The organism is Roseovarius salinarum (genome assembly GCF_002834145.1).
GTDB lineage: Bacteria > Pseudomonadota > Alphaproteobacteria > Rhodobacterales > Rhodobacteraceae > Roseovarius > Roseovarius salinarum.
Genome location: NZ_PHNT01000001.1, coordinates 388,693 through 410,031, shown reverse-complemented (window position 1 = coordinate 410,031; position 21,339 = coordinate 388,693). Strand labels below are relative to the sequence as shown.

Annotated in this window: 22 protein-coding genes and 1 tRNA gene; 14 read left to right on the top strand and 9 right to left on the bottom strand. The window is 68.3% G+C overall.

Annotated features, from left to right (window positions below; translation table 11 throughout):
- Positions 1-3: 3 nt before the first annotated feature.
- From CEF10_RS02120 to hisD, 3 genes are all read right to left on the bottom strand, one after another.
- A complete protein-coding gene (locus CEF10_RS02120; protein WP_101065693.1) occupies positions 4-483 on the bottom strand; it encodes a UPF0262 family protein in 480 nt (159 codons plus the stop codon).
- A 126-nt stretch (positions 484-609) separates the two neighbouring features.
- Positions 610-2,016, bottom strand: coding sequence for a pentapeptide repeat-containing protein (locus tag CEF10_RS02115; RefSeq protein WP_157932934.1), 1,407 nt, complete (start codon positions 2,014-2,016; stop codon positions 610-612).
- Between the two features lie 189 nt (positions 2,017-2,205).
- Positions 2,206-3,510 (bottom strand): histidinol dehydrogenase, encoded by a 1,305-nt coding sequence (hisD, locus tag CEF10_RS02110; RefSeq protein ID WP_101065691.1) that lies wholly within the window; start codon positions 3,508-3,510, stop codon positions 2,206-2,208.
- Between the two features lie 183 nt (positions 3,511-3,693).
- On the opposite strand from hisD, the gene CEF10_RS02105 reads away from it, so the two are divergent.
- A complete protein-coding gene (locus CEF10_RS02105; RefSeq protein WP_101065690.1) occupies positions 3,694-4,098 on the top strand; it encodes a c-type cytochrome in 405 nt (134 codons plus the stop codon).
- A 24-nt stretch (positions 4,099-4,122) separates the two neighbouring features.
- Here CEF10_RS02105 and CEF10_RS02100 read toward each other — a convergent pair whose 3' ends face one another.
- Genes CEF10_RS02100 through CEF10_RS02090 form a run of 3 tightly spaced genes read right to left on the bottom strand, consistent with a single transcriptional unit; the run spans position 4,123 to position 6,052 of the window.
- Entirely contained in the window at positions 4,123-4,599 is a 477-nt protein-coding gene (locus CEF10_RS02100; RefSeq protein WP_101065689.1) for a DUF2948 family protein, read from the bottom strand.
- Positions 4,596-5,864, bottom strand: coding sequence for a UDP-N-acetylglucosamine 1-carboxyvinyltransferase (murA, locus tag CEF10_RS02095; RefSeq protein WP_101065688.1), 1,269 nt, complete (start codon positions 5,862-5,864; stop codon positions 4,596-4,598). Before murA ends, CEF10_RS02100 begins: the two co-directional genes overlap by 4 nt.
- Before the next feature lie 5 nt (positions 5,865-5,869).
- Positions 5,870-6,052, bottom strand: a complete 183-nt coding sequence (locus tag CEF10_RS02090; RefSeq protein WP_101065687.1) for a hypothetical protein — start codon at positions 6,050-6,052, stop codon at positions 5,870-5,872.
- A gap of 87 nt (positions 6,053-6,139) precedes the next feature.
- On the opposite strand from CEF10_RS02090, the gene CEF10_RS02085 reads away from it, so the two are divergent.
- The 7 genes from CEF10_RS02085 (at position 6,140) to CEF10_RS02055 (ending at position 12,969) form a co-directional block, all read left to right on the top strand.
- A tRNA-Thr gene (locus CEF10_RS02085) sits at positions 6,140-6,214 on the top strand.
- Positions 6,215-6,410: 196 nt separating this feature from the next.
- Positions 6,411-7,457 carry a rod shape-determining protein gene (locus tag CEF10_RS02080; RefSeq protein ID WP_101065686.1) on the top strand — a complete coding sequence of 349 codons (1,047 nt, stop codon included), beginning with the start codon at positions 6,411-6,413 and terminating at the stop codon, positions 7,455-7,457.
- Between the two features lie 32 nt (positions 7,458-7,489).
- Positions 7,490-8,404, top strand: a complete 915-nt coding sequence (mreC, locus tag CEF10_RS02075; protein WP_101065685.1) for a rod shape-determining protein MreC — start codon at positions 7,490-7,492, stop codon at positions 8,402-8,404.
- Entirely contained in the window at positions 8,397-8,936 is a 540-nt protein-coding gene (locus CEF10_RS02070) for a rod shape-determining protein MreD (RefSeq protein WP_101065684.1), read from the top strand. The genes mreC and CEF10_RS02070 overlap by 8 nt, the downstream gene beginning before the upstream one ends.
- Before the next feature lie 13 nt (positions 8,937-8,949).
- A complete protein-coding gene (gene mrdA, locus CEF10_RS02065) occupies positions 8,950-10,890 on the top strand; it encodes a penicillin-binding protein 2 (protein WP_101065683.1) in 1,941 nt (646 codons plus the stop codon).
- Entirely contained in the window at positions 10,887-12,026 is a 1,140-nt protein-coding gene (rodA, locus tag CEF10_RS02060; protein ID WP_101065682.1) for a rod shape-determining protein RodA, read from the top strand. The genes mrdA and rodA overlap by 4 nt, the downstream gene beginning before the upstream one ends.
- Positions 12,027-12,033: 7 nt before the next feature.
- Positions 12,034-12,969, top strand: a complete 936-nt coding sequence (locus CEF10_RS02055) for a 2-hydroxyacid dehydrogenase (RefSeq protein WP_101065681.1) — start codon at positions 12,034-12,036, stop codon at positions 12,967-12,969.
- 6 nt (positions 12,970-12,975) lie between these two features.
- Here CEF10_RS02055 and CEF10_RS02050 read toward each other — a convergent pair whose 3' ends face one another.
- Together CEF10_RS02050 and CEF10_RS02045 are read right to left on the bottom strand one after the other, a co-directional pair.
- The gene (locus CEF10_RS02050) at positions 12,976-13,728 is read right to left on the bottom strand and encodes an SseB family protein (protein ID WP_101065680.1); all 753 of its coding nucleotides are present in this window, start codon (positions 13,726-13,728) and stop codon (positions 12,976-12,978) included.
- 37 nt (positions 13,729-13,765) lie between these two features.
- Positions 13,766-14,353 (bottom strand): uracil-DNA glycosylase family protein, encoded by a 588-nt coding sequence (locus CEF10_RS02045; RefSeq protein WP_101065679.1) that lies wholly within the window; start codon positions 14,351-14,353, stop codon positions 13,766-13,768.
- 137 nt (positions 14,354-14,490) lie between these two features.
- Between CEF10_RS02045 and CEF10_RS02040 the strand changes: the two genes are divergently transcribed.
- The 6 genes from CEF10_RS02040 to CEF10_RS02015 all read left to right on the top strand — a co-directional run bounded on the left by CEF10_RS02040 (position 14,491) and on the right by CEF10_RS02015 (position 20,839).
- Positions 14,491-14,835, top strand: a complete 345-nt coding sequence (locus CEF10_RS02040; protein ID WP_101065678.1) for an ArsR/SmtB family transcription factor — start codon at positions 14,491-14,493, stop codon at positions 14,833-14,835.
- Positions 14,828-15,856 carry a permease gene (locus CEF10_RS02035; protein ID WP_101065677.1) on the top strand — a complete coding sequence of 343 codons (1,029 nt, stop codon included), beginning with the start codon at positions 14,828-14,830 and terminating at the stop codon, positions 15,854-15,856. The genes CEF10_RS02040 and CEF10_RS02035 overlap by 8 nt, the downstream gene beginning before the upstream one ends.
- A gap of 261 nt (positions 15,857-16,117) precedes the next feature.
- Positions 16,118-16,777: an ABC transporter ATP-binding protein gene (locus CEF10_RS02030; protein WP_101065676.1), complete on the top strand. Its 660-nt coding sequence runs from the start codon at positions 16,118-16,120 to the stop codon at positions 16,775-16,777.
- Entirely contained in the window at positions 16,755-18,464 is a 1,710-nt protein-coding gene (locus CEF10_RS02025) for a capsule biosynthesis protein (RefSeq protein WP_101065675.1), read from the top strand. The genes CEF10_RS02030 and CEF10_RS02025 overlap by 23 nt, the downstream gene beginning before the upstream one ends.
- A gap of 1 nt (position 18,465) precedes the next feature.
- Positions 18,466-19,305, top strand: a complete 840-nt coding sequence (gene kdsA / locus CEF10_RS02020; RefSeq protein WP_101065674.1) for a 3-deoxy-8-phosphooctulonate synthase — start codon at positions 18,466-18,468, stop codon at positions 19,303-19,305.
- 37 nt (positions 19,306-19,342) lie between these two features.
- On the top strand, positions 19,343-20,839 hold the full coding sequence (locus tag CEF10_RS02015; RefSeq protein ID WP_101065673.1) for a phosphomannomutase/phosphoglucomutase: 1,497 nt from the start codon (positions 19,343-19,345) through the stop codon (positions 20,837-20,839).
- A gap of 8 nt (positions 20,840-20,847) precedes the next feature.
- On the opposite strand, the gene CEF10_RS02010 is transcribed toward CEF10_RS02015, so the two are convergent.
- On the bottom strand, positions 20,848-21,306 hold the full coding sequence (locus CEF10_RS02010; protein WP_101065672.1) for an Lrp/AsnC family transcriptional regulator: 459 nt from the start codon (positions 21,304-21,306) through the stop codon (positions 20,848-20,850).
- Positions 21,307-21,339 lie beyond the last annotated feature (33 nt).

Sequence of the window (21,339 nt, the reverse complement as noted above, 5' to 3'; positions counted from 1 at the left end):
GCCTCAGCCCCCGAAGTGCAGCACGCAGATCAGCGTGAACAGGCGGCGGGCGGTGTCGCTGTCGACCTCCGCCTTGCCCTCGAGTCGTTCCTCCAGGATGCGGGCCCCTTCGTTGTGGATGCCGCGGCGGGCCATGTCGATCGTCTCGATCTGGCTGGGCGGCATGTTCTTGACGGCGTCGAAATAGCTTTCGCAGATCTGCCAGTAGTCCTTGACCACCTGCCGGAAGGGCGACAGCGACAGGTGGAACTCGGCCGCCGGCTCGCCGGCCTCGGTGCGCACGTCGAAGACCAGCCGCTTCTCGCGGATCGACAGCCCCACGCGATACGGGCCGTCGGGCACCTGCCGGTCGTCGCGCCGCGGCAGGTCGAAGCTGTTTTCCTCCATCAGGTCGAACATGGCGACCTTGCGCTCCTGTTCGATCTCCGGCGTGGGCGGCGGCAGGTTGGCGTCGTCCAGTTCGATGTGGCTGATGTGGCTCATCTCGCGTCGTCCGTTGCTGCGGCTGGGGCGAGCCGTAGCGCAAGCCACCCGCGCGGGCAATGCGGCCGGGCGACGGTCAATGCCGATTTTGCGCCGCCGTGGCCGTTGCGCCCGCGCGCGCCCTGCTCAATGCAGGCGGAAGCGGTTGCGCAGCCCGAGGCCGAGGAAGAACAGCAGCACCACCCCCGCCACCGTCTGCGCCCCGGCGAGGGCCTGCAGCCATCCCGGCAGCCCCGGCAACACATCGCCGAAATACACCCGGTGGAGCCCGAGGAACGCGAAGAGGTTGGCGAAGGACAAGCCGAAGGGGCCGACCACGCTCACCGGCGCCGTCCCGCCGATGATTCCGCCGGCGAAATGGAACAGGTAGAGAAACCCCGGCACCAGCCACCAAAGGACCAGCCCCGCCGCCGGCTGCGCCACGCTGTAGCCGTAATCGGACAGCCACCGGAACAGCGCGATCGGCACCCGGTTCCACCAGTGATCCTCCTCGAACTCCTTGCAGCGCATCTCCTGGCGGAAGAAGAAATACGCGTCGTCGGGCTTTTCCAGCTGCAGCATCAGCTGGCGCAGCCGGGTATAGGCGCGCTTGCCCTCCTCGGCGATCCCGGGCGTGATCGTCGGCCAGTGGCTCTCGGCGGTGGTGAAACTCGTGTCCTGGTGCAGTTCGCGCTGGTAGAATTTCGGGACAGCTTCCAGAAACCGCGCGTCCTTGAACACGGTCTGCGCCCCGAACGCCCCGTCCGAGAAATCGGCAAGGTGGCTGAAGGTAGTGGCGCGGAAGACGGCAGGCCCGCTGAAGGTCGCGGACCCGAAGTCGGCACCCCCGCTGAAGGTCGCGGACCCGAAGACGGCCCACCCGCTGAAGGTCGCGGACAGGAAGTCGGCAGCCCCGACGAAATACGCGGTGACGAAGGAGGCGTGCCCGGCGAAATGCGCGGCCTCGAAGGAGGCACCGCGAGCGAAATGCGCGGCCTCGAAGGAGGCACCGTGGGCGAAATGCGCGGTGTCGAAAAAGGCAGACCCGGCGAAATGCGCTTCGTTGAAAGATGGAGCCCAGACGAAAACGTATTGCCACAATATAACGGGGTTGGCGAAGTAAGTTAGGCCAAGGTCAACAATCGCGCCCAGCTTGGGCACCGGATCCGCTTCCGCCAGATCCGGGAAGGCCGCCGCGAAGCGCTTGTCCAGCCCCGCGCGTTCTTCCTCCGTGAGCGGTGCCAGCTCCTGCGGCGGCAGCCCGATCTGTTCGGCCAGCGCCGCGCGGTCCGCCTCGGCCATGTGCCCGCACATCCACCCGTTCCAGATGCGCCGGTTCCGCGCGTGCAGGTCAAGGTCCACGGCAAGGATCGAATTTCCCGCCTGCTCCCCCGCCACCGTCGCCAGCACATACCACGGGTTCTTCGCCGCCGGGTCCAGGACGACCCCGTCATTGCGCCGCACCTGCCCCTCGGCCAGCGTGTCGTCCTCCGCCTGGGTCGCCACGATCGCGCCGGCCGGCAGCTCCGGGTCCTGCAGTTTTCCATCGGCCACGGCACCGCCCTCCTTGCCCGCCACGCTAGGCGGCCCGGCGCGGCGCTGCAATCCGCCGTTGCGCACCGCGCGCCGCGTTCACCCCGGCCAGCGCCCGATCGCGCACCGACGCGATACCGACGTCAGGCCGACGCGGGGCCGCGGCCGCGATTCCGGGCGTTTCAACGGGTTAACCCGGATTCGCGCGCCTCAGCCGCGGTTGAGCCGGTCCAGCCGCGCCCGCACCGACAACCCGTGCGCCTCAAGGCTCTCGGCGTTGGCCAGCGTCTCGGCCGCCGGGCCGATGGCGCCCAGCGCCTCGGGCGACATCCGCGCCAGCGTGGTGCGCTTGAGGAAATCCATCACGCTGAGACCGGATGAGAACCGCACCGAGCGGTCGGTGGGCAGCACGTGGTTCGGCCCGCCGACGTAGTCGCCGATGGCCTCGGGCGTCCAGCGGCCCAGGAACATCGCCCCGGCATGGGTGATCCTGTCGGCCAGCGCATCCGGGTCGGCCACGCAGAGTTCCAGGTGTTCCGGCGCGATCCGGTCGGCCAGGGCGGCGGCCGTGGGCAGGTCGGGCACCGTGATGATGGCGCCGAAGTCGCGCCAGCTGGCGCCCGCGATCTCCGCGCGCTCCAGCGTCTCGAGGTTGCGCTCGATCGCCGCGCCCACGGCGCTGGCCATCGCCGCGTCATCGGTGATCAGGATCGCCTGCGCGCTCGCGTCGTGCTCGGCCTGGCTGAGCATGTCGAGCGCGATCCAGTCCGGATCGTTGTCGCGGTCGGCGATCACCAGGATCTCGGACGGCCCCGCGATCATGTCGATGCCGACCTGCCCGAACACCCGCCGCTTGGCCGCGGCGACATAGGCGTTGCCGGGCCCGGTGATCTTGTCGACCGGCGCGATGGTCTCGGTCCCGTAGGCCAGCGCCGCGATCGCCTGCGCACCGCCCACGCGGTAGATCTCGTCGACGCCGGCCAGCTGCGCGGCCAGCAACACCAGCGGGTTGGCGCGCCCCTCGGGCGTGGGCACGGTGATGGCCAGACGCCCCACCCCGGCGACCTTGGCGGGAATGGCGTTCATCAGCACCGACGAGGGGTAGGAGGCCAGCCCGCCGGGCACGTAGAGGCCCGCCGCCGAGACCGGGCGCCACCGCCAGCCCAGCGTCGCGCCCGCCGCATCGGTCCAGCTTTCGTCGCGCGGCATCTGGCGGGCGTGGTAGTCGCGGATGCGCTCGGCCGCCAGTTCCAGCGCCGCCCGCTCGTGGTCGGGCACCCTTGCCACCTCCGCGGCCAGGTCCTCGGGCGCGAACCACATGGTCTGCGGCGTCAGGCTGACCCGGTCGAAGCGTTCGGTCAGATCAAGCAGCGCCGCATCGCCGCGCGCGCGCACGTCGGCGATGATCGCGCCGACCACCTCGTCGACGTTCGCCTCCTCCTCGCGCCGGGCGCCGAGAAACGCCGCGAAATCGGCATCGAACCCCGCCGCGGTGGCATCCAGAAATGTCGGCATGTCGTCAACTCCTTGGCCCCGGCGAACCCTTAGACGGAACGCGTGCCCGCCTCAAGGCGGGATGCGCGCGTGGCCGGTTGACCGGCGATGCCGTGGGCGGCACCATCCCGCTACGGCAGACGGGCCGGAATGCGCCGTGGCGCGTGTTCGCCGGCCCGGACATCCGCGCAAAGGAAGATTAGGATGATCACGCGTCCTGTCCCGGTGCTGGCGGCCGCCATCGCGGCGGCGACGGGCCTCGCGGGGGCCGCCGCAGCCGACGGGATCGGCAAGGCGGAATACATGAACAGCTGTGCCGGTTGCCACGGCGAGACGGCGGCCGGCGACGGCCCGCTGGCCGCGCTGATGACGGTCGAGGTGCCCCCGCTGACCGGGCTCGCGGCGGACAACGGCGGGGCCTTTCCGATGCGCATGGTGATCCGGACCATCGACGGCCGCCACCGGCCGGCCAGCCACGGTTTTCCCATGCCGGTCTGGGGCGCGCGGCTGCGCGAGGCGGCAGAGGCGGACGGCCCCGTCATGCCCGAACTGGTCGCCCGCGGCCGCATCCTGTCGCTGGCCTATTATCTGGAATCGATCCAGGAGTGATCCGGCGACGCCCCGGCCCGCGCGTCAGACGTCGTGCCGGGGCACCCGGTGCGAGGGTGCTACATAGGGCCGGGTCACATCGCGCAGGGCAAGCTCCAGCGCCTCCACCTCCAGCCGGATCGCGCCGTCACCCGCCAGCGTCAGCAGGACGTGGCCGCCCGGCGGATCGCCCGGCTCGAAACTGACCGACAGCAGCGACAGGATGGTGTCACGGTCCCCGGTGTCGACCCCCTGGCTCGCGACGCCGAGAACGTTTTCCACGACCAGGACCGATTGAACACGCTCTGGCGCGTGGCGCGCACGGCCCTCGTCTTCCCAGCGGAAGCGGTTGAGCAGAAGCGCGAATCGGCGCTCGGCCGCGCGCCAGCTGATTTCGGTGATCGGGAACACGGCGTCCTGCACCAGCGCCGAGATCACTTTCAGATCCTCGGCATCCATCGCGCCAAGGTGCAGCGGCGCCTCGTCGCCGTCCTCGAACCTTGCGTCTTCTTCCTGGCTCATCTGCCCTTGATCCTTTCGATGCGTGCACCCACGCCGCGCAATTTTTCCTCGACCCGCTCGTAGCCGCGGTCGAGGTGATAGACGCGGTTGACCTGGGTCTCGCCCTCGGCGGCGAGCCCTGCAAGGATCAGCGACACGCTGGCCCGCAGGTCCGTGGCCATCACCGGCGCGCCTTTCAGGCGCTCGACCCCGGTGACCGTGGCGGTGCCGCCCTGCACATCGATCCGCGCGCCCATCCGCATCAACTCGGGCGCGTGCATGAAGCGGTTCTCGAAGATCTGCTCCTCGAGGACGGACACGCCCTCGGCGGTGCACATGAGCGCCATCATCTGCGCCTGCAGGTCGGTGGGAAAGCCGGGATAGGGCGCGGTGGTCACGTCGACGGCGCGCACCCGGTCATGGCGGCGCGCGACCTTGAGCCCGCTGTCGGTCTCGGTCACGTCGACACCCGCCGCGTCCAGCTTTTCGCAGAACGCGCCGACAAGGTCGAAGCGGCCGCCCAGGCACTCGACCTCGCCCCCGCAGATCGCGGGCGCGAGCATGTAGGTCCCCAGTTCGATCCGGTCGGGCACCACCGGGTGGGTCGCGCCGCGCAGCCGGTCGACGCCCTCCACCGTCAGCGTGTGCGTGCCGATGCCATCGATCCGGGCGCCCATGCGCACGAGGCAATCGGCAAGGTCCACGACCTCGGGTTCGCGCGCGGCGTTGCGGATCACCGTGGTGCCCTTGGCCAGCGTCGCTGCCATCAGCGCGTTCTCCGTCGCACCGACGGAAACGAAGGGAAAATCGACCGTCCCGCCCTTCAGCCCACCGGGTGCCCTGGCGTGCACGTAGCCGTCGCGCAGGTCCAGCTCGGCGCCCATTGCCTCGAGCGCGCGCAGGTGCAGGTCCACGGGGCGTGCGCCGATGGCGCAGCCGCCCGGCAACGACACGATGGCGTGGCCGTCGCGCGCCAGCATGGGCCCAAGCACAAGGATCGAGGCGCGCATCTTGCGCACGATGTCGTAGTCGGCGACGTGGTTGTCGAGCGCGCGGCTGGACAGGGCCAGCACCTGCCCGTCCTGCAGCTGCGACACCTCGGCGCCCAGCGACTGCAACAGCTGCGCCATGGTGCGGATGTCCGACAGCCGAGGCGCGTTGGTCAGCGTCAGCGGCTCCTCGCTCAGCAGGGTGGCGGGCATCAGGGTGAGGCAGGCGTTCTTGGCCCCGGCAATCGGGATCTGCCCCTGCAGGGGGCCATTGCCCGTCACGACGATCGAATCCATCCGCTCTAGCCTTCGTCCTTGTTGTCTTTTCCGTCGTCGCGTTCGTGTGCCGCCGCGGCCTGCGCCCGGGCCCTTGCCTTGCGTCGCGCGAGGTTCGCCTTGAGCCGGGCCTTTAGCCGGTCCTCGCGCCCGGCGGCGGCGCCCCTGCCCTTGCGGCCCTGCGTGTCGTTGTCCTTGCCGCGGTTCATGGCACCTGTCTATCGCAGGCGTCAAAAAGGGTCCAGATAACCCTTGCACGCGGTGCACGAAGGGTCTAAGAGCCGCCGGCAATCCGGGCTGCTGTAGCTCAGAGGTAGAGCACTCCCTTGGTAAGGGAGAGGTCGAGAGTTCGATTCTCTCCAGCAGCACCAGCCACCCCCGGGACCACCCGCCATGATCCGCTCCCGGACCGCCGGAAACCTGCGACACAAAGGCAGGCAACAACGCGCCGACGCCTGCGAATCTTGCCCTTTCGCTGCCCGCGGCGGGGCTCTATAAGGACAGCCGGCCCACGCCCCCGCCGCGGGACGGGGCCCGAGCCTTTACACGACGGGACGACGCCAACCGATGTCGATACTGCAGAACATCCCGGGTTTCTTTTCGTCGGACATGGCGATCGACCTCGGAACCGCGAACACCCTTGTCTACGTCAAGGGGCGCGGGATCATCCTGTCGGAGCCCTCGGTGGTCGCCTATCACATCAAGGACGGCGTCAAGAAGGTGCTCGCGGTGGGCGAGGACGCCAAGCTGATGCTGGGCCGCACGCCGGGCAGCATCGAGGCGATCCGCCCCATGCGCGAGGGCGTGATCGCCGACTTCGACACCGCGGAGGCGATGATCAAGCACTTCATCCGCAAGGTGCACCGTCGCTCCACCTTCTCCAAACCCAAGATCATCGTCTGCGTGCCGCACGGCGCCACCCCGGTGGAAAAACGCGCGATCCGGCAGTCCGTTCTGTCGGCGGGCGCGCGGCGCGCGGGACTTGTCGCCGAACCGATCGCGGCGGCCATCGGCGCGGGCATGCCGATCACCGACCCCACCGGCAGCATGGTTGTCGACGTCGGCGGCGGCACGACCGAAGTCGCGGTGCTGAGTCTGGGCGACATCGTCTACGCCCGGTCGGTGCGCGTGGGCGGTGACCGCATGGACGAGGCGATCATCAGCTACCTGCGGCGCCAGCAGAACCTGCTGATCGGCGATTCCACCGCCGAGCGCATCAAGACCTCGATCGGCACGGCACGGATGCCCGACGACGGGCGCGGCAGCTCCATGCAGATCCGCGGACGCGACCTGCTGAACGGCGTGCCCAAGGAGACCGAGATCAGCCAGGCCCAGGTGGCCGAGGCGCTGGCAGAGCCGGTGCAGTCGATCTGCGAGGCCGTGATGACCGCGCTGGAGACGACGCCGCCGGACCTGGCCGCCGACATCGTGGACCGCGGCGTGATGCTGACCGGTGGCGGGGCGCTGCTGGGCGACCTGGACCTCGCGCTGCGCGAGCAGACCGGGCTGGCCGTCTCGATCGCCGACGAGAGCCTCAACTGCGTGGCGCTCGGCACCGGCAAGGCACTGGAGTTCGAAAAACAGCTGCGCCACGCGATTGACTACGACAGCTGACACGCCCACCTTTTGAAACAAAAGGGGTAGCCGTGGCCAAGGACAGGACGACGAACGAGGACTATGCCGGCCCGCTCAAGCGCCTGCTGGTCGGGATCCTGCTTGTCTGCCTGTTCGGGCTGTTCCTTCTGTGGCGCATCGACAGCCCGCGCGTCGAACGGTTTCGCGCACAGGTCGTGGACCATGTGGTGCCCAGCTTCGACTGGGCGATGGCGCCGGTGACGGGCGCCGTCAACATCCTGCGCGATTTCCAGAGCTACCAGCGCATCTACCAGCAGAACCAGGAACTGCGGCGCGAGTTGCAGCAGATGAAGGCGTGGAAGGAAGCCGCGCTGCAGCTGGAGCAGGAGAACGCGCGGCTTCTCGATCTCAACAACGTGCAGCTTGACCCCAGGCTGACCTATGTCACCGGCGTCGTGATGGCCGACAGCGGCTCGCCCTTCCGCCAGTCGGTGCTGGTCAACGTCGGCAAGCGCGACGGTATCATCGACGGCTGGGCGGCGATGGACGGGCTCGGGCTCGTGGGCAGGATTTCGGGCGTGGGCGACAACACCGCGCGCGTGATCCTTCTGACGGACAGCAGCAGCCGGATCCCGGTCACCGTCCAGCCTTCGGGTCAGCGCGCGCTGGTCAGCGGCGACAACACCGCCTCACCGCGGCTCGAGTTCGTCGAGGATGCCGACCGGGTGAAGCCGGGTGACCGGGTGATGTCGTCGGGCGACGGCGGGGTTTTCCCGCCAGGCCTGCTGGTCGGGCAGGTCACCGAAGACCCCGACGGGCGGCTGCGCGTCCGCCTGTCCGCGGATTACGAGCGGCTTGAATACCTGCGCGTGCTGCGCAATTACGGCAACGAGACCATCGAGGAGACGGGCGAACTGGTGGCGCCGTCTTCGCTGCCGCCAGAGCCCGGCGGCGCGGACGTTGCGACGGGGGCCGGCAATGGCTGAACGAAGCGCGCTGCGGCTGTGGGCCATGCGCGGGCTTTTCGCCGGGCTTTGCCTTGCCCTGATCTTTCTGCGTCTTCTGCCGCTCGAGACGTTGCCGCGGTCGTGGGCGGGACCGGACGTGATGCTTGCGCTGACCTGCGCCTGGGTCCTGCGGCGGCCCGAGTTCGCGCCGCCGGTCGCGGTTGCCGCACTGTTCCTGCTGGCCGATTTCCTGTTCCAGCGGCCGCCGGGGCTGTGGGCCGGGCTGGTCCTGGTCGGCACCGAAGCGCTGAAGGCACGTGCGCCGGCGCTGCGCGACCTGACGTTCGCCGCCGAATGGTTTAACGTCGCCATGCTGGTCACCGCGTTGACACTGGCGAAGATGCTGGTCCTCGCACTGCTGCTGGTGGGGCCGGACGCGACGGGGCTGATGCTGTTGCAACTGTCGATGACCGTCGTGGTGTATCCTGTCGTCGTGCTGGCGAGCGAATTCTTGTTCGGCGTGCGCAAGGCCGCGCCGGGCGATATCGACTCGCAGGGCCAGCGAATTTGAGGAGGCGCGCGCGATGAGACGGCCGGTCAAGGAAACCGCCGACAGCCTGCGCAAGATCAGCCGCCGCGGGCTCATCCTCGGGGCGGCTCAGGCCGGCTTCGTCGGCGCGCTGGCGCTGCGCATGCGTTACCTGCAGCTCGACCAGGCCGACCAGTACCGCCTTCTGGCCGACGAGAACCGCATCAACATCCGCCTGATCCCGCCGGCGCGGGGGCGGATCTTCGACCGCAACGGCGCGATCATCGCCGACAACGTGCCGAGCTATCGCATCACCATGGTGCGGGAAGAGGCCGGCGACGTGGCCGAGGTGATCCGGCGTCTGTCGGCGCTGGTGGAACTGGACGACAACGCGCTCAACCGCGCGATGGAAGAGATGCAGCGCTCCGCCCTGCTGCCGGTGACGGTGGCCGACCGTGTCTCGTGGGAAGAGATCAGCCGCGTTGCGGTCAACGCGCCGGTCCTGCCCGGCGTCATCCCCGAGGTAGGGCTGTCGCGCCACTACCCGATGCGGCGCGACTATGCCCATGTCGTCGGCTACGTCGGTCCGGTCAGCGAATCCGATCTCGAACGCATCGACACCCCCGACCAGGTGCTGCGGATCCCGCGGTTCCAGATCGGCAAGGTCGGGCTCGAGGCCACGCGCGAGGACCTGTTGCGCGGCAAGGCGGGCACCCGGCGCGTCGAGGTCAACGCCACTGGCCGGGTCATGCGCGAACTCGACCGGCGCGAGGGGCAGTCGGGCGCGGACCTGCAGATCTCGATCGACGACGCGCTTCAGGGCTACGTGCAGGCCCGGCTGGGCAAGCAGAGCGCGGCGGCCGTCGTCATCGACTGCGAAAGCGGAGACGTCCTCGCCTCGGCGTCCTCCCCCAGTTTCGATCCGAACCTTTTCGTGCGCGGCATCTCGGTCAAGGATTACAACGCGCTGCTCGAGAACCGCTACAGGCCGCTTCCCAACAAGGCGGTCCAGGGCATCTACCCGCCCGGCTCGGCGTTCAAGATGGTCACGGCGCTGGCCGCGCTGGAGGACGGCCAGATCGACGCCGAGGAAACGATCTATTGCCCCGGTCACTTCGATGTCAGCGACCGACGCTTTCACTGCTGGAAACGCGGCGGCCACGGCCACATGAACCTGCACAACTCGTTGCGGGAAAGCTGCGACGTCTACTATTACGACCTCGCGCTGCGCGTCGGGATCGAGAAGATCAGCGCGATGGCACGGCGCCTCGGGCTGGGCGTGCAGCACGAGCTCGCGATGTCCTCGGTCGCCGAGGGGCTCGCGCCGACGAAAGACTGGAAGCGCCGGATCAAGGGCCGCGACTGGGTGCTGGGCGACAGCGTGAACGCCGCGATCGGCCAAGGGTTCGTGCTGGCGTCGCCACTGCAGCTTGCCGTGATGTCGGCCCGGCTGGCCACCGGGCGCAGCGTCGCGCCGCGGCTCATCAAGTCGATCGACGGGGTGGAGCAACCCGCCCGGGCAGGTGATCCGCTGGGCCTGAGCGAAACGAACCTGCGCCGGGTCCGCGCGGCCATGTCCGCCGTGACCAACCATCGCCGCGGCACCGCCTATTCCAGCCGCATCGTCGAGGATGCCTTCCGCATGGCGGGCAAGACGGGCACCAGCCAGGTGCGCAACATCACCACGGACGAGCGCGCGGGCGGCGTGCGCCGCAACGAGGATTTGCCGTGGGAGCAGCGCGACCACGCGATCTTCGTCAATTTCGCACCCGAGGAGTCGCCGCGCATCGCCGTCGCGGTCGTCGTGGAGCATGGCGGCGGAGGTTCCACCACGGCCGCGCCGATCGCGCGCGACATCACGCTTCAGGCGCTTTACGGCGAAACCCCGCCGCTGTCGGCCTACCCGGCGAATGACCGCAGCGCGATCCGCGCGCGCCAGGAACGTCTGCAGCGCGAACGGCCCGCGCACCGGCGCGGGGGGAGCAGCCGCGCGTGAGTTATCTGGAATACACCGTAAAGACCACGCCCACCGGCGTTCGCAAGGTGCTTTGCCTGAACTGGCCGCTCGCGCTGTTGCTGGCGGCGGTGGCGGCGATCGGGTTCCTGATGCTCTACTCTGTCGCCGGCGGCTCCTTCTCGCCGTGGGCCGAGCCGCAGATGAAACGCTTCGGCGCGGGCTTCGTGCTGATGTTCATCGTGGCCATGATCCCGATCTGGTTCTGGCGGAACATGTCAGGGCCCGCCTACCTGGTGTCGGTTCTGCTGCTGGTGGCGGTGGAGTTCTTCGGAACCACCGGCATGGGCGCGCAACGCTGGATCGATCTGGGCGTGATGCGGTTGCAACCCTCCGAGCTGATGAAGGTCGCGCTCGTGATGGCGCTGGCCGCCTATTACGACTGGCTGCCGGCGCACCGCACCTCGCATCCGCTGTGGGTGCTGGTGCCCGTCGCATTGATCCTTTTGCCCACCTTCCTGGTGCTGCGCCAGCCCGATCTCGGCACCTCGATGCTGCTGTTGGCCGCGGGCGGCATGATGATGTTCCTGGCCGGCGTGCACTGGGGATACTTCGCCGCGGTCGCGGCGGCCGGGATCGGCCTCGTCACCGCCGTGTTCCAGAGCCGCGGAACCGAGTGGCAGCTGCTCAAGGATTACCAGTACAGGCGGATCGACACGTTCCTTGACCCCGCGTCGGACCCGCTGGGGGCGGGATACCACATCACCCAGTCCAAGATCGCGCTGGGATCGGGCGGCTGGACGGGGCGGGGATTCATGCAGGGCACGCAGTCGCGCCTGAACTTCCTGCCCGAAAAGCACACCGACTTCATCTTCACCACACTGGCCGAGGAATTCGGCTTCGTCGGCGCGGTCTCGCTGCTGGGGCTCTACGCGCTGGTGATCGTGTTCTGCGTCACGTCGGCGCTGGCCAACCGCGACCGGTTCTCGATGCTGCTGGGCCTCGGCATCGCGATGACCTTCTTCCTGTTCTTCGCCGTCAACATGTCGATGGTCATGGGGCTTGCGCCGGTGGTCGGCGTGCCGCTGCCGCTGGTCAGCTACGGCGGATCGGCGATGCTGGTTCTGATGGCCGCCTTCGGGCTGGTGCAGAGCGCCCATGTCCACAGACCGAGGTAGACACCACATGACGGTCAACGTCCTTTTCGCCGGCGGCGCCGACCGGTGGCCGCAATACGAGGAACCGCTCAGGGCCGCGCTGGACGAGGCCGGCGTCACCGCGCGGCTGGCACAGGACATCCCCCCCGACCAGGTCGATTACATCGTCTACTCGCCGGGCAGCTGGCTGCAGGATTTCACCCCCTACACCCGCGCCAGGGCCGTGCTGAACCTATGGGCGGGCGTCGAGAACATCGTCGACAACCCGACGCTGCACCTGCCGCTGGCCCGCATGGTGGACGAGGGCCTGACGCAGGGCATGGTGGAATGGGTCACCGGCCACGTGCTGCGCCATCACCTGGGCCTGGACACGCATGTGCTGCACCAGGACGGGGTGTGGCGCAACGACCAGGTGCCGCCGCTGGCGCATGACCGCCCCGTGACCATCCTGGGCCTGGGCGCGCTGGGCCGGGCCTGCGGCGCGGCGCTGGCGGCCCTGGGCTTTCCGGTGACAGGTTGGAGCCGCACGCCCAGGGACATCGCCCGGCTGACCTGCCGGCACGGCGCCGACGGGCTGCGCGGCGCCCTCGAAACGGGCCGGATCGTCGTGTTGCTCCTGCCCCGCACGGCGGAAACGGAAAACATCATTGACGCCGAGACACTGGCGCTGATGCCGCATGGCGCTGTCATCGTGAACCCGGGGCGCGGCCCGCTGGTCGACGACGACGCGCTCCTGGCCGCGCTGGACACCGGGCAGATCGGCCACGCCACGCTCGACGTGTTCCGCGAGGAACCCCTGCCACCGGAACATCCCTTCTGGGCGCATCCGCAGGTAACGGTGACCCCGCACATCGCCTCGGAAACGCGGCCCGCCTCGGCCGCCCGCGTGATCGCCGAAAACGTGCGCCGGGGCGAGGCCGGCGAGGCACTGCTGCACCTCGTGGACCGCGATCGCGGCTACTGAGAGGGTCTAACGCAGGATCGGCGGATTGTCCGGGTCGCGCCCGGGCGGCTGCGGGGCGGTGGTTTGCCGCGCCTTCGGCTCGGGCAGGTCGAAGCGCAGGCCCACGGCGGCCAGCCGTTCGGCCAGCGGGTCATCGGCGGCGATGAAGGCCACGTCGATCGTGCCCGTGTCCAGCCCGGAAAACGCCAGCGCCTCGGAAACGGCCGTGGCGATGCCCGGCTGGGCCCCGGGGTGCGCATCGATCACCGCCAACAGGTGCCCGCGGGTGTCATCCTCGTGCGTGACGCCGGCCAGCCATGCCGACGCGGCCATGCCGGCTGCGCTGGCCAGCCGCGCGTCGAGGGCTGCCAGCAGGCTTTCGGGAAGCCCCTCGGGCACGTGGACGGCGCGCAACCGCGCCTCGACGGCGTCGGGCGCGCGGCCGGCCGTTTCCGCCAGCCACCGCACGGCGTCGGGCGGCAGCACGAGGGCCGATGGCGCCACGTCGAGGTTCACACCCAGGCCCAGCCCGGCGGGCGCCAGCATGTCGCAGATCGCCCGCCCCGACAGCGCGGCATAGGGCACCGGCCGGCCGGCGAACCGCGCCAGCCGCGCCTCGCGGTCGAAGGCCAGCACGTAGCCGGCATCCTCCAGCGCAAAGACCTCGGGCGATATGTCCTCGCCCTCGGGTTCCTCGGTGAGCATGAGGAACAGCTCCGATCCGGCGAGCCGGTCGTAGAACGCCAGCCGCGCGGCCCCGTCGTCCGGCGCGGCCTGCATCGCCTCATGCGCAACATCAAGGGGGGTGGTTTCCGTATCAGTCACGCATGACCTCCCTCACGCGGGCCCGGAGTTCGGGCACGATTTCGGCCTCGAACCAGGGGTTTTTTCTCAGCCACGCCGTATTGCGCCACGACGGGTGCGGCAAGGCGAAAAGGTCCGGTGCCCGCGCCCGCCAGTTCGCCACAACCTCTGTCACCGGAGCGCGGGTGCCCAGATGGTAGCGGTGGGCATGGCCGCCGACCACGACCGTCAGGCGGACGTTCTGCAGGACGGCCATGACACGATCGTGCCACGTCTGGCCGCAGACCTTCGGCGGCGGCAAGTCGCTGCCGCGCGCGTCGTAACCCGGGAAGCAGAACGCCATCGGCACGATCGCAACGCGGTCAGCGTCATAGAATTCGTCTGCCGCCATGCCCAGCCAGTCGCGCAGCCGGTCGCCAGAGGGATCGTCGAACGGCTTGCCCGACTTGTGCACGCGCATCCCCGGCGCCTGGCCCGCGATCAGCACGCGGGCCGAAGGCCGGAACCACACCACCGGGCGCGGCGCATGGGCCGTCCGCGTGGCCGAGAAGCGATCGGCGCAGAGCCGACAGCTCTCGATCTGCTCTTTCAGGTCGGACATTGGCGCCTCCGGGTCATGCACGCAATCTAGGCCCTGTGCCCGGTCTGCCAAAATGCCGCGAAATGCTCGCCCCCGATATTTCGATAATCTTGAAATCATCCCTTGAAACCCGCTGACATTTCTACAATTCTAGAAATATGAAAGAGACAGCGATTCCCGGACCCGAACTCGAAATCGCGGCATCGACCTTCGCCGCGCTGGGCAGTGAACAGCGCCTCGGCGTGCTGCGCACGCTGGTGCGTGCCGGGCCCGATGGGCTGACCATCGGCGAACTGGGGCGTCGAACAGGCGTGACGGGGTCCACGCTCACGCATCACATGAAGATCCTGACGCAGGCCGGGCTGGTCCGCCAGGAACGGCACGGCCGGTCGATCATCTGTGCGGCGGTGGCCTATGACGAGTTGCGCGCGCTGTCGGAATTCCTCATGCGCGAATGCTGCGCCGACAGTGCAACCCCCTGCGAGGACAAGAGCCATGACTGACACCGCCCTTCCCGTCCCGCGCAGCCTGTGGGCGCGAACCGACAAGGCATGGGCGGCGCTTGTCGCCATACTTGCGGGCGTCGCGGTGCTCGACCGCGCGCAGTTCATCCCGACCGTGAGCTTCGCGACCGAAGCGCTGTGGCACACCGCCCCCTTCATCGCCTTCGCGGTGCTTGCCGTGGCCTACATGAAGGCCACCGGTGCCGAGACGCTCGTCGCTCGCGCCTTCGAGGGGCGGCAATCGCGGATGATCGTGCTCGCGGCCTTCATCGGCGGGCTTGCACCGTTCTGCTCGTGCGAGATCATCCCGTTCATCGCCGCCATGCTGGCGCTCGGCGCGCCGCTGGGCGCGGTCATGGCGCTCTGGCTCGCATCGCCGCTGATGGATCCCGCGATGTTCCTGATAACCTCTGGCACGCTGGGCTGGGATTTCGCGATCGCGAAGACGGCCGCGGCGATAAGCATCGGGCTGTTCGGAGGCTTCGCGACCATGGCGCTGGCCGGGTCGGTCATCTTCACCGACCCGCTGCGCGAAAAGCCGCAGGTCGGCGGCTGCTGCGGGGTGAAGAAACCCTTCGAGGGCAAGCCGGTCTGGCGCTTCTGGAAGGAACAGGCGCGGCGCGACAGTTTCCGCGCCACCGCGCTCGACAACGCGGTATTCCTGCTGAAATGGCTGGCGCTGGCTTATGTGGTCGAGGCGCTGATGCTCGAATACATCCCCGCCGACACGGTCGCCGGCGTGCTGGGCGGCTCGGGCCCGATGCCGATCATCCTGGGCGCCGTCGTGGGCGCGCCGGCCTACCTCAACGGCTATGCCGCGGTCCCGATGGTTGACGCGCTGCTGGCGCAGGGGATGACGCAGGGCGCCGCGATGAGTTTCGTCATCGCCGGCGGCGTCAGCTGCATTCCCGCCGCGATTGCTGTCTGGGCGCTGGTCAAACCGCGCGTTTTCGCCGCCTACATCGGCTTCGCGGTGATCGGTGCCGTGCTGGCCGGCCTGGCATGGCAAGCGGTGGCATGATTCCGCGAACAGCGGCCCGGCCCTTGGCCTCCAATGGGCCGGGATTCATGGAAATCCCGATCACCGCATGGTTGCAGAAACAGCCGGATCGACGCTCAACCCGGTCTCTTGAGGCCGGTTTGGGCTGTTGCGCCAAGATATCGACCTGAAATATCTTAAATTCCGACAGGATTGCGGCATACCGTAAGGGCCGCGGTTGATGCCACCGAAAGAATGCCCCGGTATTCAAGAGGGCAAGGCCGAGCAGAACCGGAGCCATCGATGCTCGAATTCGACAATGTGAGCAAGTCCTTCTGGACCGGCACGCAGCGCAAGGTGATCCTTGACCGCGTGTCCTTCCGCGTCGAACTCGGCCGCAGCATGGGCGTGCTGGCCCCCAACGGGACGGGCAAGACGACGCTCATCAACATGATGGCGGGCCTGGAGAAACCGGACGAGGGCGAGATCCGGCGCGGCTGCAACATCAGCTTTCCGCTGGGTTTCATGGGCGGCGTCGTCAGCAAGATCTCCGCGATGGAGAACAGCCGCTACATCGCACGCCTCTACGGGCTCGACCCGGACTACGTCGAGGCATTCTGCCGCTGGATGTGCGATCTCGGCGAATACTTCGACCAGCCGCTGGGCACCTATTCCTCGGGCATGAAGGCGCGGTTCACCTTCGCGCTTCTTCTGGCACTGGATTTTGATATATACTTGATCGACGAGGGCATGCCGAGCTCGACCGACGTGGAGTTCAACCGCAAGGCCGGCGAGATCCTGCGTGAACGGCTGAGCACGACCACCGTGATCATCGTTTCGCACAAGCCGCGCGTCCTGGAAAAATTCGCGCGCGAGGCCGCGGTTCTCATGGACGGCAAGCTCCACATGTTCGACACCTTGGAAGAGGCCAAGCAGCTTTATGACTATGAAACCCAAGGCTAGAAAGTTCCGCATCCGCCGGGGCCCGACCGCCACCGGCGGCCAGGGGCAGGCGTCCGGGCAGGAGGCGTCACAACAGCCCCGCCAGCAGGACGGCGGCCAGCAGCAATCCGGTGCACATGACACGGGCCATCAGGATCGCGCGCAGCAGCCGCCCAACGGTGGCGACGCTGCGCGCGCCCCGCAGGCCGGCCCTGTGGCCGAGGCGGGTCAAGGGCATCATTCGGCCGCACAGGAGATCGACGCGATCCGGCGCGAGGGCCTGACGGGCCGCCAACTGCGCATGGCGCGCCGCATGGCGCAGAAACACGGGCTGGCCCCGACGTCCGATTTCGACGCGGTGCGCCTGTTGCGCACGCGCGGCATCGACCCGTTCTCGCGCAGCAACATCCTGGAACTCGTCACGAACGACCGGGCCGGCGGCACCGACGAGGGGTCGGGCGAAAGCCGCGCGCTGACGCGAACCGATACGCAACTGCCACAGACGGTGCCGGCCGAGGAAAACAACCTGCCCTCGACGGAACTGAGCCCGGCCGAACGCCGCAGCGAGGAAGTCCTCAAGATCCAGCGCGACATCGCGCGCCGGCGCCAGCGCAAGTTGCTGCTTCTGTTCACGCGGCTGGCCGCCTTCGTCCTGCTGCCGACGCTGCTCGCCGGCTACTATTTCTATGCCGTGGCCACGCCGATGTATTCCACCAAGTCGGAATTCCTGATCCTGCAGGCCGACGGCGCCGGGTCGGGCTCGAGCGGGGGCCTCGGTGGCCTCCTGCCAAGCCAGTTCGCCACCGGACAGGACGCGATCGCGACGCAATCCTACCTGCAGTCGAAAGACGCGATGCTGCGCCTCGACGAGGATGAAGGCTTTCGCGCGCATTTCAGCCAGCCGCACATCGACCCGGTCCAGCGGCTGGAGCCCGACGCCACGAACGAGGATGTCTACGACCTTTACCAGAAATACGTGACGCTGGGCTATGACCCGACCGAGGGCGTGATCCGGATGGAGGTCGCCACCGCCGACCCCGAGGTCAGCGCGCGGTTTTCCCGCGCCCTGATCGGCTATGCCGAGGAACGGGTGGACAACCTCAGCCAGCGCAAGCGGCGCGACGCCGTCAAGACCGCCGAGGAAAGCCTCGAGGACGCCAAGCAGCAGCGGCGCGAGGCGCAGGAAAGGCTGGTCAAGCTGCAGGAGGGGACGCTGCTCGATCCGGAAGGCGAGATCGCCAACATCCGGCAGCTCATCGGCAGCGTCGAGATGCAGTTGCAGGAAAAGCAGCTCGCGCTCAACACTCAGCTCAACAACAGCCGCCCGAACCAGGCCAAGGTCGACGCACTGCGCAGCGAGGTCGAGGTGTTGAAGGAAGAGCTGGCCAAGCAGAATGCGCGGCTCACCGAGGCCACCGAGGGCGACGATTCCCTGGCCTCCAAGACGGCCGAGATCCAGATGGCCAAGGCGGACCTCGCCACGGCCGACTTGGTGCTGCAGTCCGCGCTCGAGAACAAGCGGCAAAGCGAGATCGAGGCAAACAAGCAGGTGCGGTATCTGACGGTGAGCGTCAAACCCGTGCCATCGCAGGACCCGTCCTACCCGCGGGCCTTCGAGAACACGGTGCTCGCCTTCCTGATCTTTGCGGGCATCTACCTGATGATCTCGCTCACCGCCTCCATCCTGCGCGAACAGGTGTCGTCCTGACATGAAACAGATAGAATTCGCCGGGCTCACGGTCGGCAACGACCGGCCGCTGACCGTGATCGCCGGCCCCTGCCAGCTGGAGTCGGCCGGGCACGCCGAGATGATCGCAGGCCGGATGCAGGAGATCTGCGCGGCACACGGCGCGCAATACGTCTTCAAGGCATCCTTCGACAAGGCCAACCGCACCTCGGGCGGTGGCAAGCGCGGCCCCGGCCTCGACGCGGGGCTGGACATGCTGCGCGCGCTTCGCCGGTCGCTGGGCGTGCCGGTGCTGACCGACGTGCATCTGCCAGAGCAATGCGCCCCTGTGGCAGCGGTGGCAGACATCCTGCAGATCCCCGCCTTTCTGTGCCGGCAAACGGACCTTCTGCGCGCGGCAGGTGACACCGGGGCGGTTGTCAACGTCAAGAAGGGGCAGTTCCTCGCGCCGTGGGACATGCCCAACGTCACGGCCAAGATCGAGGACACCGGCAACGGCCGCATCCTGCTGACGGAGCGCGGCACCAGCTTCGGCTACAACACGCTGGTCGCCGACATGCGCGCCCTGCCCCAGATGGCGGCCTCGGGCTACCCGGTGGTGATGGACGCCACTCATTCCGTGCAACAACCCGGCGGCCGCGGCGGATCCAGCGGAGGACAGCGCGAATTCGCCCCCGTCATGGCCCGCGCGGCCGTCAGCCTCGGCATCGCGGGAGTGTTCATCGAAACCCACGAAGACCCGGACACTGCCCCCAGCGACGGGCCCAACATGATCCCCTTGCAGGACATGGCCGATCTGGTGCAAAGCCTGATGCAATTCGACCGGCTGGCCAAGGCCGACCCGGTTCGCCTGCCCGAATGACATTTGAACTTTCCGACCTTTTCACAGAAAGGCCAAGATGACGCGCCCCGATTTCACCGTCACCCCGAACACTTGGGAATTCCTGCGCGACCCGATGATCGCCCCCACGGGATTCCGCGAATACGATGCACGCTGGCAGTACCCTGGAGAGATCAACCTGCCGGGGATGACGGCGCTGGGCCTCGGGCTGGGCACGCAGATGCATCGCCGCGGGATCGAACCGGTGATCGCCGTGGGCAACGATTACCGGGATTATTCGCTGGCCATCAAGAACGCGCTGGTCCTCGGGCTGATGCAGGCGGGGATCCGGGTGCGCGACATCGGCCCGGCGCTTTCGCCGATGGCCTATTTCGCACAGTTCCACCTGGACGCGCCCGCGGTGGCAATGGTGACGGCCAGCCACAATCCCAACGGCTGGACCGGCGTGAAGATGGGCTTCGACCGCCCGCTCACGCACGGCCCCGACGAAATGGCCGAACTGCGCGAGATTGTCCTGGGCGGCGAGGGCGAGGCGCGCACCGGCGGCGCGTACGAATTCGTCGACGGCGTGCGCGACGCCTACCTTGACGACCTGGTGGGCGACTTCCGGCTGTCCCGGCCGCTCAAGGTGGTCTGTGCCACCGGCAACGGAACGGCGGGCGCCTTCGCGCCCGAGATGTTCGAACGCATCGGCGCCGAGGTCGTGCCAAGCCACACCGAGCTTGACTACACCTTCCCGGCCTACAACCCCAACCCCGAGGCGATGGAGATGCTGCACGACATGGCCGCCACGCTGAAGGCCAGCGGCGCCGACCTCGCGCTGGGCTTCGACGGCGACGGCGACCGTTGCGGCGTGGTGGATGACACCGGGCACGAGATCTTTGCCGACAAGATGGGCGTGATCCTTGCCCGCGACCTGTCACGGCTGCATCCGGGTGCCACCTTCGTGGCCGACGTGAAGTCCACCGGCCTGTTCGCCGCCGATCCCGAACTGGTGGCGAACGGGGCCAAGGCCGACTACTGGAAGACCGGCCACAGCCACATGAAGCGCAGGGTCAAGGAACTGGGCGCGCTCGCGGGCTTCGAGAAATCGGGGCATTATTTCCTGGCCGAACCGGTCGGCCGCGGTTACGACGACGGGCTGCGCGTGGCCGTGGAGATCTGCAAGCTGATGGACCGGCATCCCGGCATGGCGATGTCGGACCTGCGCGCCGCCCTGCCCGAGACCTTCGCGACCCCCACGATGTCGCCCTACTGCGCGGACACCGAGAAATACGACGTTCTCGACCGCATCGTGGCCAAGCTGGTCGCCAAGCACGAGACCGGCGAGACGGTCGCGGGCCGCCAGATCAAGGAGGTCGTCACCGTCAACGGTGCCCGTGTCATCCTCGACAACGGCAGTTGGGGGCTGGTGCGGGCCAGTTCCAATACCCCCAACCTCGTCGTGGTCTGCGAAAGCAGCCAGTCGGAGGCCGAGATGCGCGCGATCTTCGCCGACATCGATACGGTGATCCGCACCGAACCGTCTGTGGGCGACTACGACCAGAGGATCTGAGGCCGCGCTCAGCCCACCCCGGGCAGCACGTCGCGGCGGATCATCGCGCGCAACGCGAAGCTCGACCGCATCGACCGGATGCCGGGCGTCTGCATCAGCCCGTGCTCGAGGAACCGGTCGAAGGACGAAAGGTCGGCGGCGACCACCCGGATCAGCACATCGCGCGTGCCGGTCATCAGGTAACACTCCATCACCTCGTCGAACCGCCGCAGCGCGGCCTCGAAGGTGTCGATGGCCTCGCGCGTCTGCTTTTCCAGTTCAACGAAGATGAAGACGTTGAGCGGCAGTCCCAGCTTTTCCTGGTCCACGCGCGCCGAATAGCCGGCTATCACGCCGGCGTCCTCCAACCGCGCCACGCGCCGTGCGCAGGGGGTGGGCGAAAGCCCCACCGCCTGCGACAGCGCCGACAGCCTTTGTCGGCCGTCGCGTTGCAGTTGCGCGATGATGCGGCGGTCTATGCTGTCCATTTTTTCCAAAATCCGGCCTTTCCTTGGTGGTTT

What these genes read in the sequence shown, in the direction of transcription:
- CEF10_RS02090 (WP_101065687.1), bottom strand. Translation starts at nt 6,052, where the DNA reads ATGAACCGCGGCAAGGACAACGACACGCAGGGCCGCAAGGGCAGGGGC.
- CEF10_RS02120 (WP_101065693.1), bottom strand. Translation starts at nt 483, where the DNA reads ATGAGCCACATCAGCCACATCGAACTGGACGACGCCAACCTGCCGCCG.
- CEF10_RS02105 (WP_101065690.1), top strand. Translation starts at nt 3,694, where the DNA reads ATGATCACGCGTCCTGTCCCGGTGCTGGCGGCCGCCATCGCGGCGGCG.
- murA (WP_101065688.1), bottom strand. Translation starts at nt 5,864, where the DNA reads ATGGATTCGATCGTCGTGACGGGCAATGGCCCCCTGCAGGGGCAGATC.
- CEF10_RS02100 (WP_101065689.1), bottom strand. Translation starts at nt 4,599, where the DNA reads ATGAGCCAGGAAGAAGACGCAAGGTTCGAGGACGGCGACGAGGCGCCG.
- CEF10_RS02070 (WP_101065684.1), top strand. Translation starts at nt 8,397, where the DNA reads ATGGCTGAACGAAGCGCGCTGCGGCTGTGGGCCATGCGCGGGCTTTTC.
- CEF10_RS02025 (WP_101065675.1), top strand. Translation starts at nt 16,755, where the DNA reads ATGACTATGAAACCCAAGGCTAGAAAGTTCCGCATCCGCCGGGGCCCG.
- mrdA (WP_101065683.1), top strand. Translation starts at nt 8,950, where the DNA reads ATGAGACGGCCGGTCAAGGAAACCGCCGACAGCCTGCGCAAGATCAGC.
- CEF10_RS02050 (WP_101065680.1), bottom strand. Translation starts at nt 13,728, where the DNA reads ATGCAGGCCGCGCCGGACGACGGGGCCGCGCGGCTGGCGTTCTACGAC.
- CEF10_RS02035 (WP_101065677.1), top strand. Translation starts at nt 14,828, where the DNA reads ATGACTGACACCGCCCTTCCCGTCCCGCGCAGCCTGTGGGCGCGAACC.
- CEF10_RS02055 (WP_101065681.1), top strand. Translation starts at nt 12,034, where the DNA reads ATGACGGTCAACGTCCTTTTCGCCGGCGGCGCCGACCGGTGGCCGCAA.
- kdsA (WP_101065674.1), top strand. Translation starts at nt 18,466, where the DNA reads ATGAAACAGATAGAATTCGCCGGGCTCACGGTCGGCAACGACCGGCCG.
- CEF10_RS02010 (WP_101065672.1), bottom strand. Translation starts at nt 21,306, where the DNA reads ATGGACAGCATAGACCGCCGCATCATCGCGCAACTGCAACGCGACGGC.
- CEF10_RS02040 (WP_101065678.1), top strand. Translation starts at nt 14,491, where the DNA reads ATGAAAGAGACAGCGATTCCCGGACCCGAACTCGAAATCGCGGCATCG.
- hisD (WP_101065691.1), bottom strand. Translation starts at nt 3,510, where the DNA reads ATGCCGACATTTCTGGATGCCACCGCGGCGGGGTTCGATGCCGATTTC.
- CEF10_RS02030 (WP_101065676.1), top strand. Translation starts at nt 16,118, where the DNA reads ATGCTCGAATTCGACAATGTGAGCAAGTCCTTCTGGACCGGCACGCAG.
- CEF10_RS02045 (WP_101065679.1), bottom strand. Translation starts at nt 14,353, where the DNA reads ATGTCCGACCTGAAAGAGCAGATCGAGAGCTGTCGGCTCTGCGCCGAT.
- CEF10_RS02015 (WP_101065673.1), top strand. Translation starts at nt 19,343, where the DNA reads ATGACGCGCCCCGATTTCACCGTCACCCCGAACACTTGGGAATTCCTG.
- CEF10_RS02080 (WP_101065686.1), top strand. Translation starts at nt 6,411, where the DNA reads ATGTCGATACTGCAGAACATCCCGGGTTTCTTTTCGTCGGACATGGCG.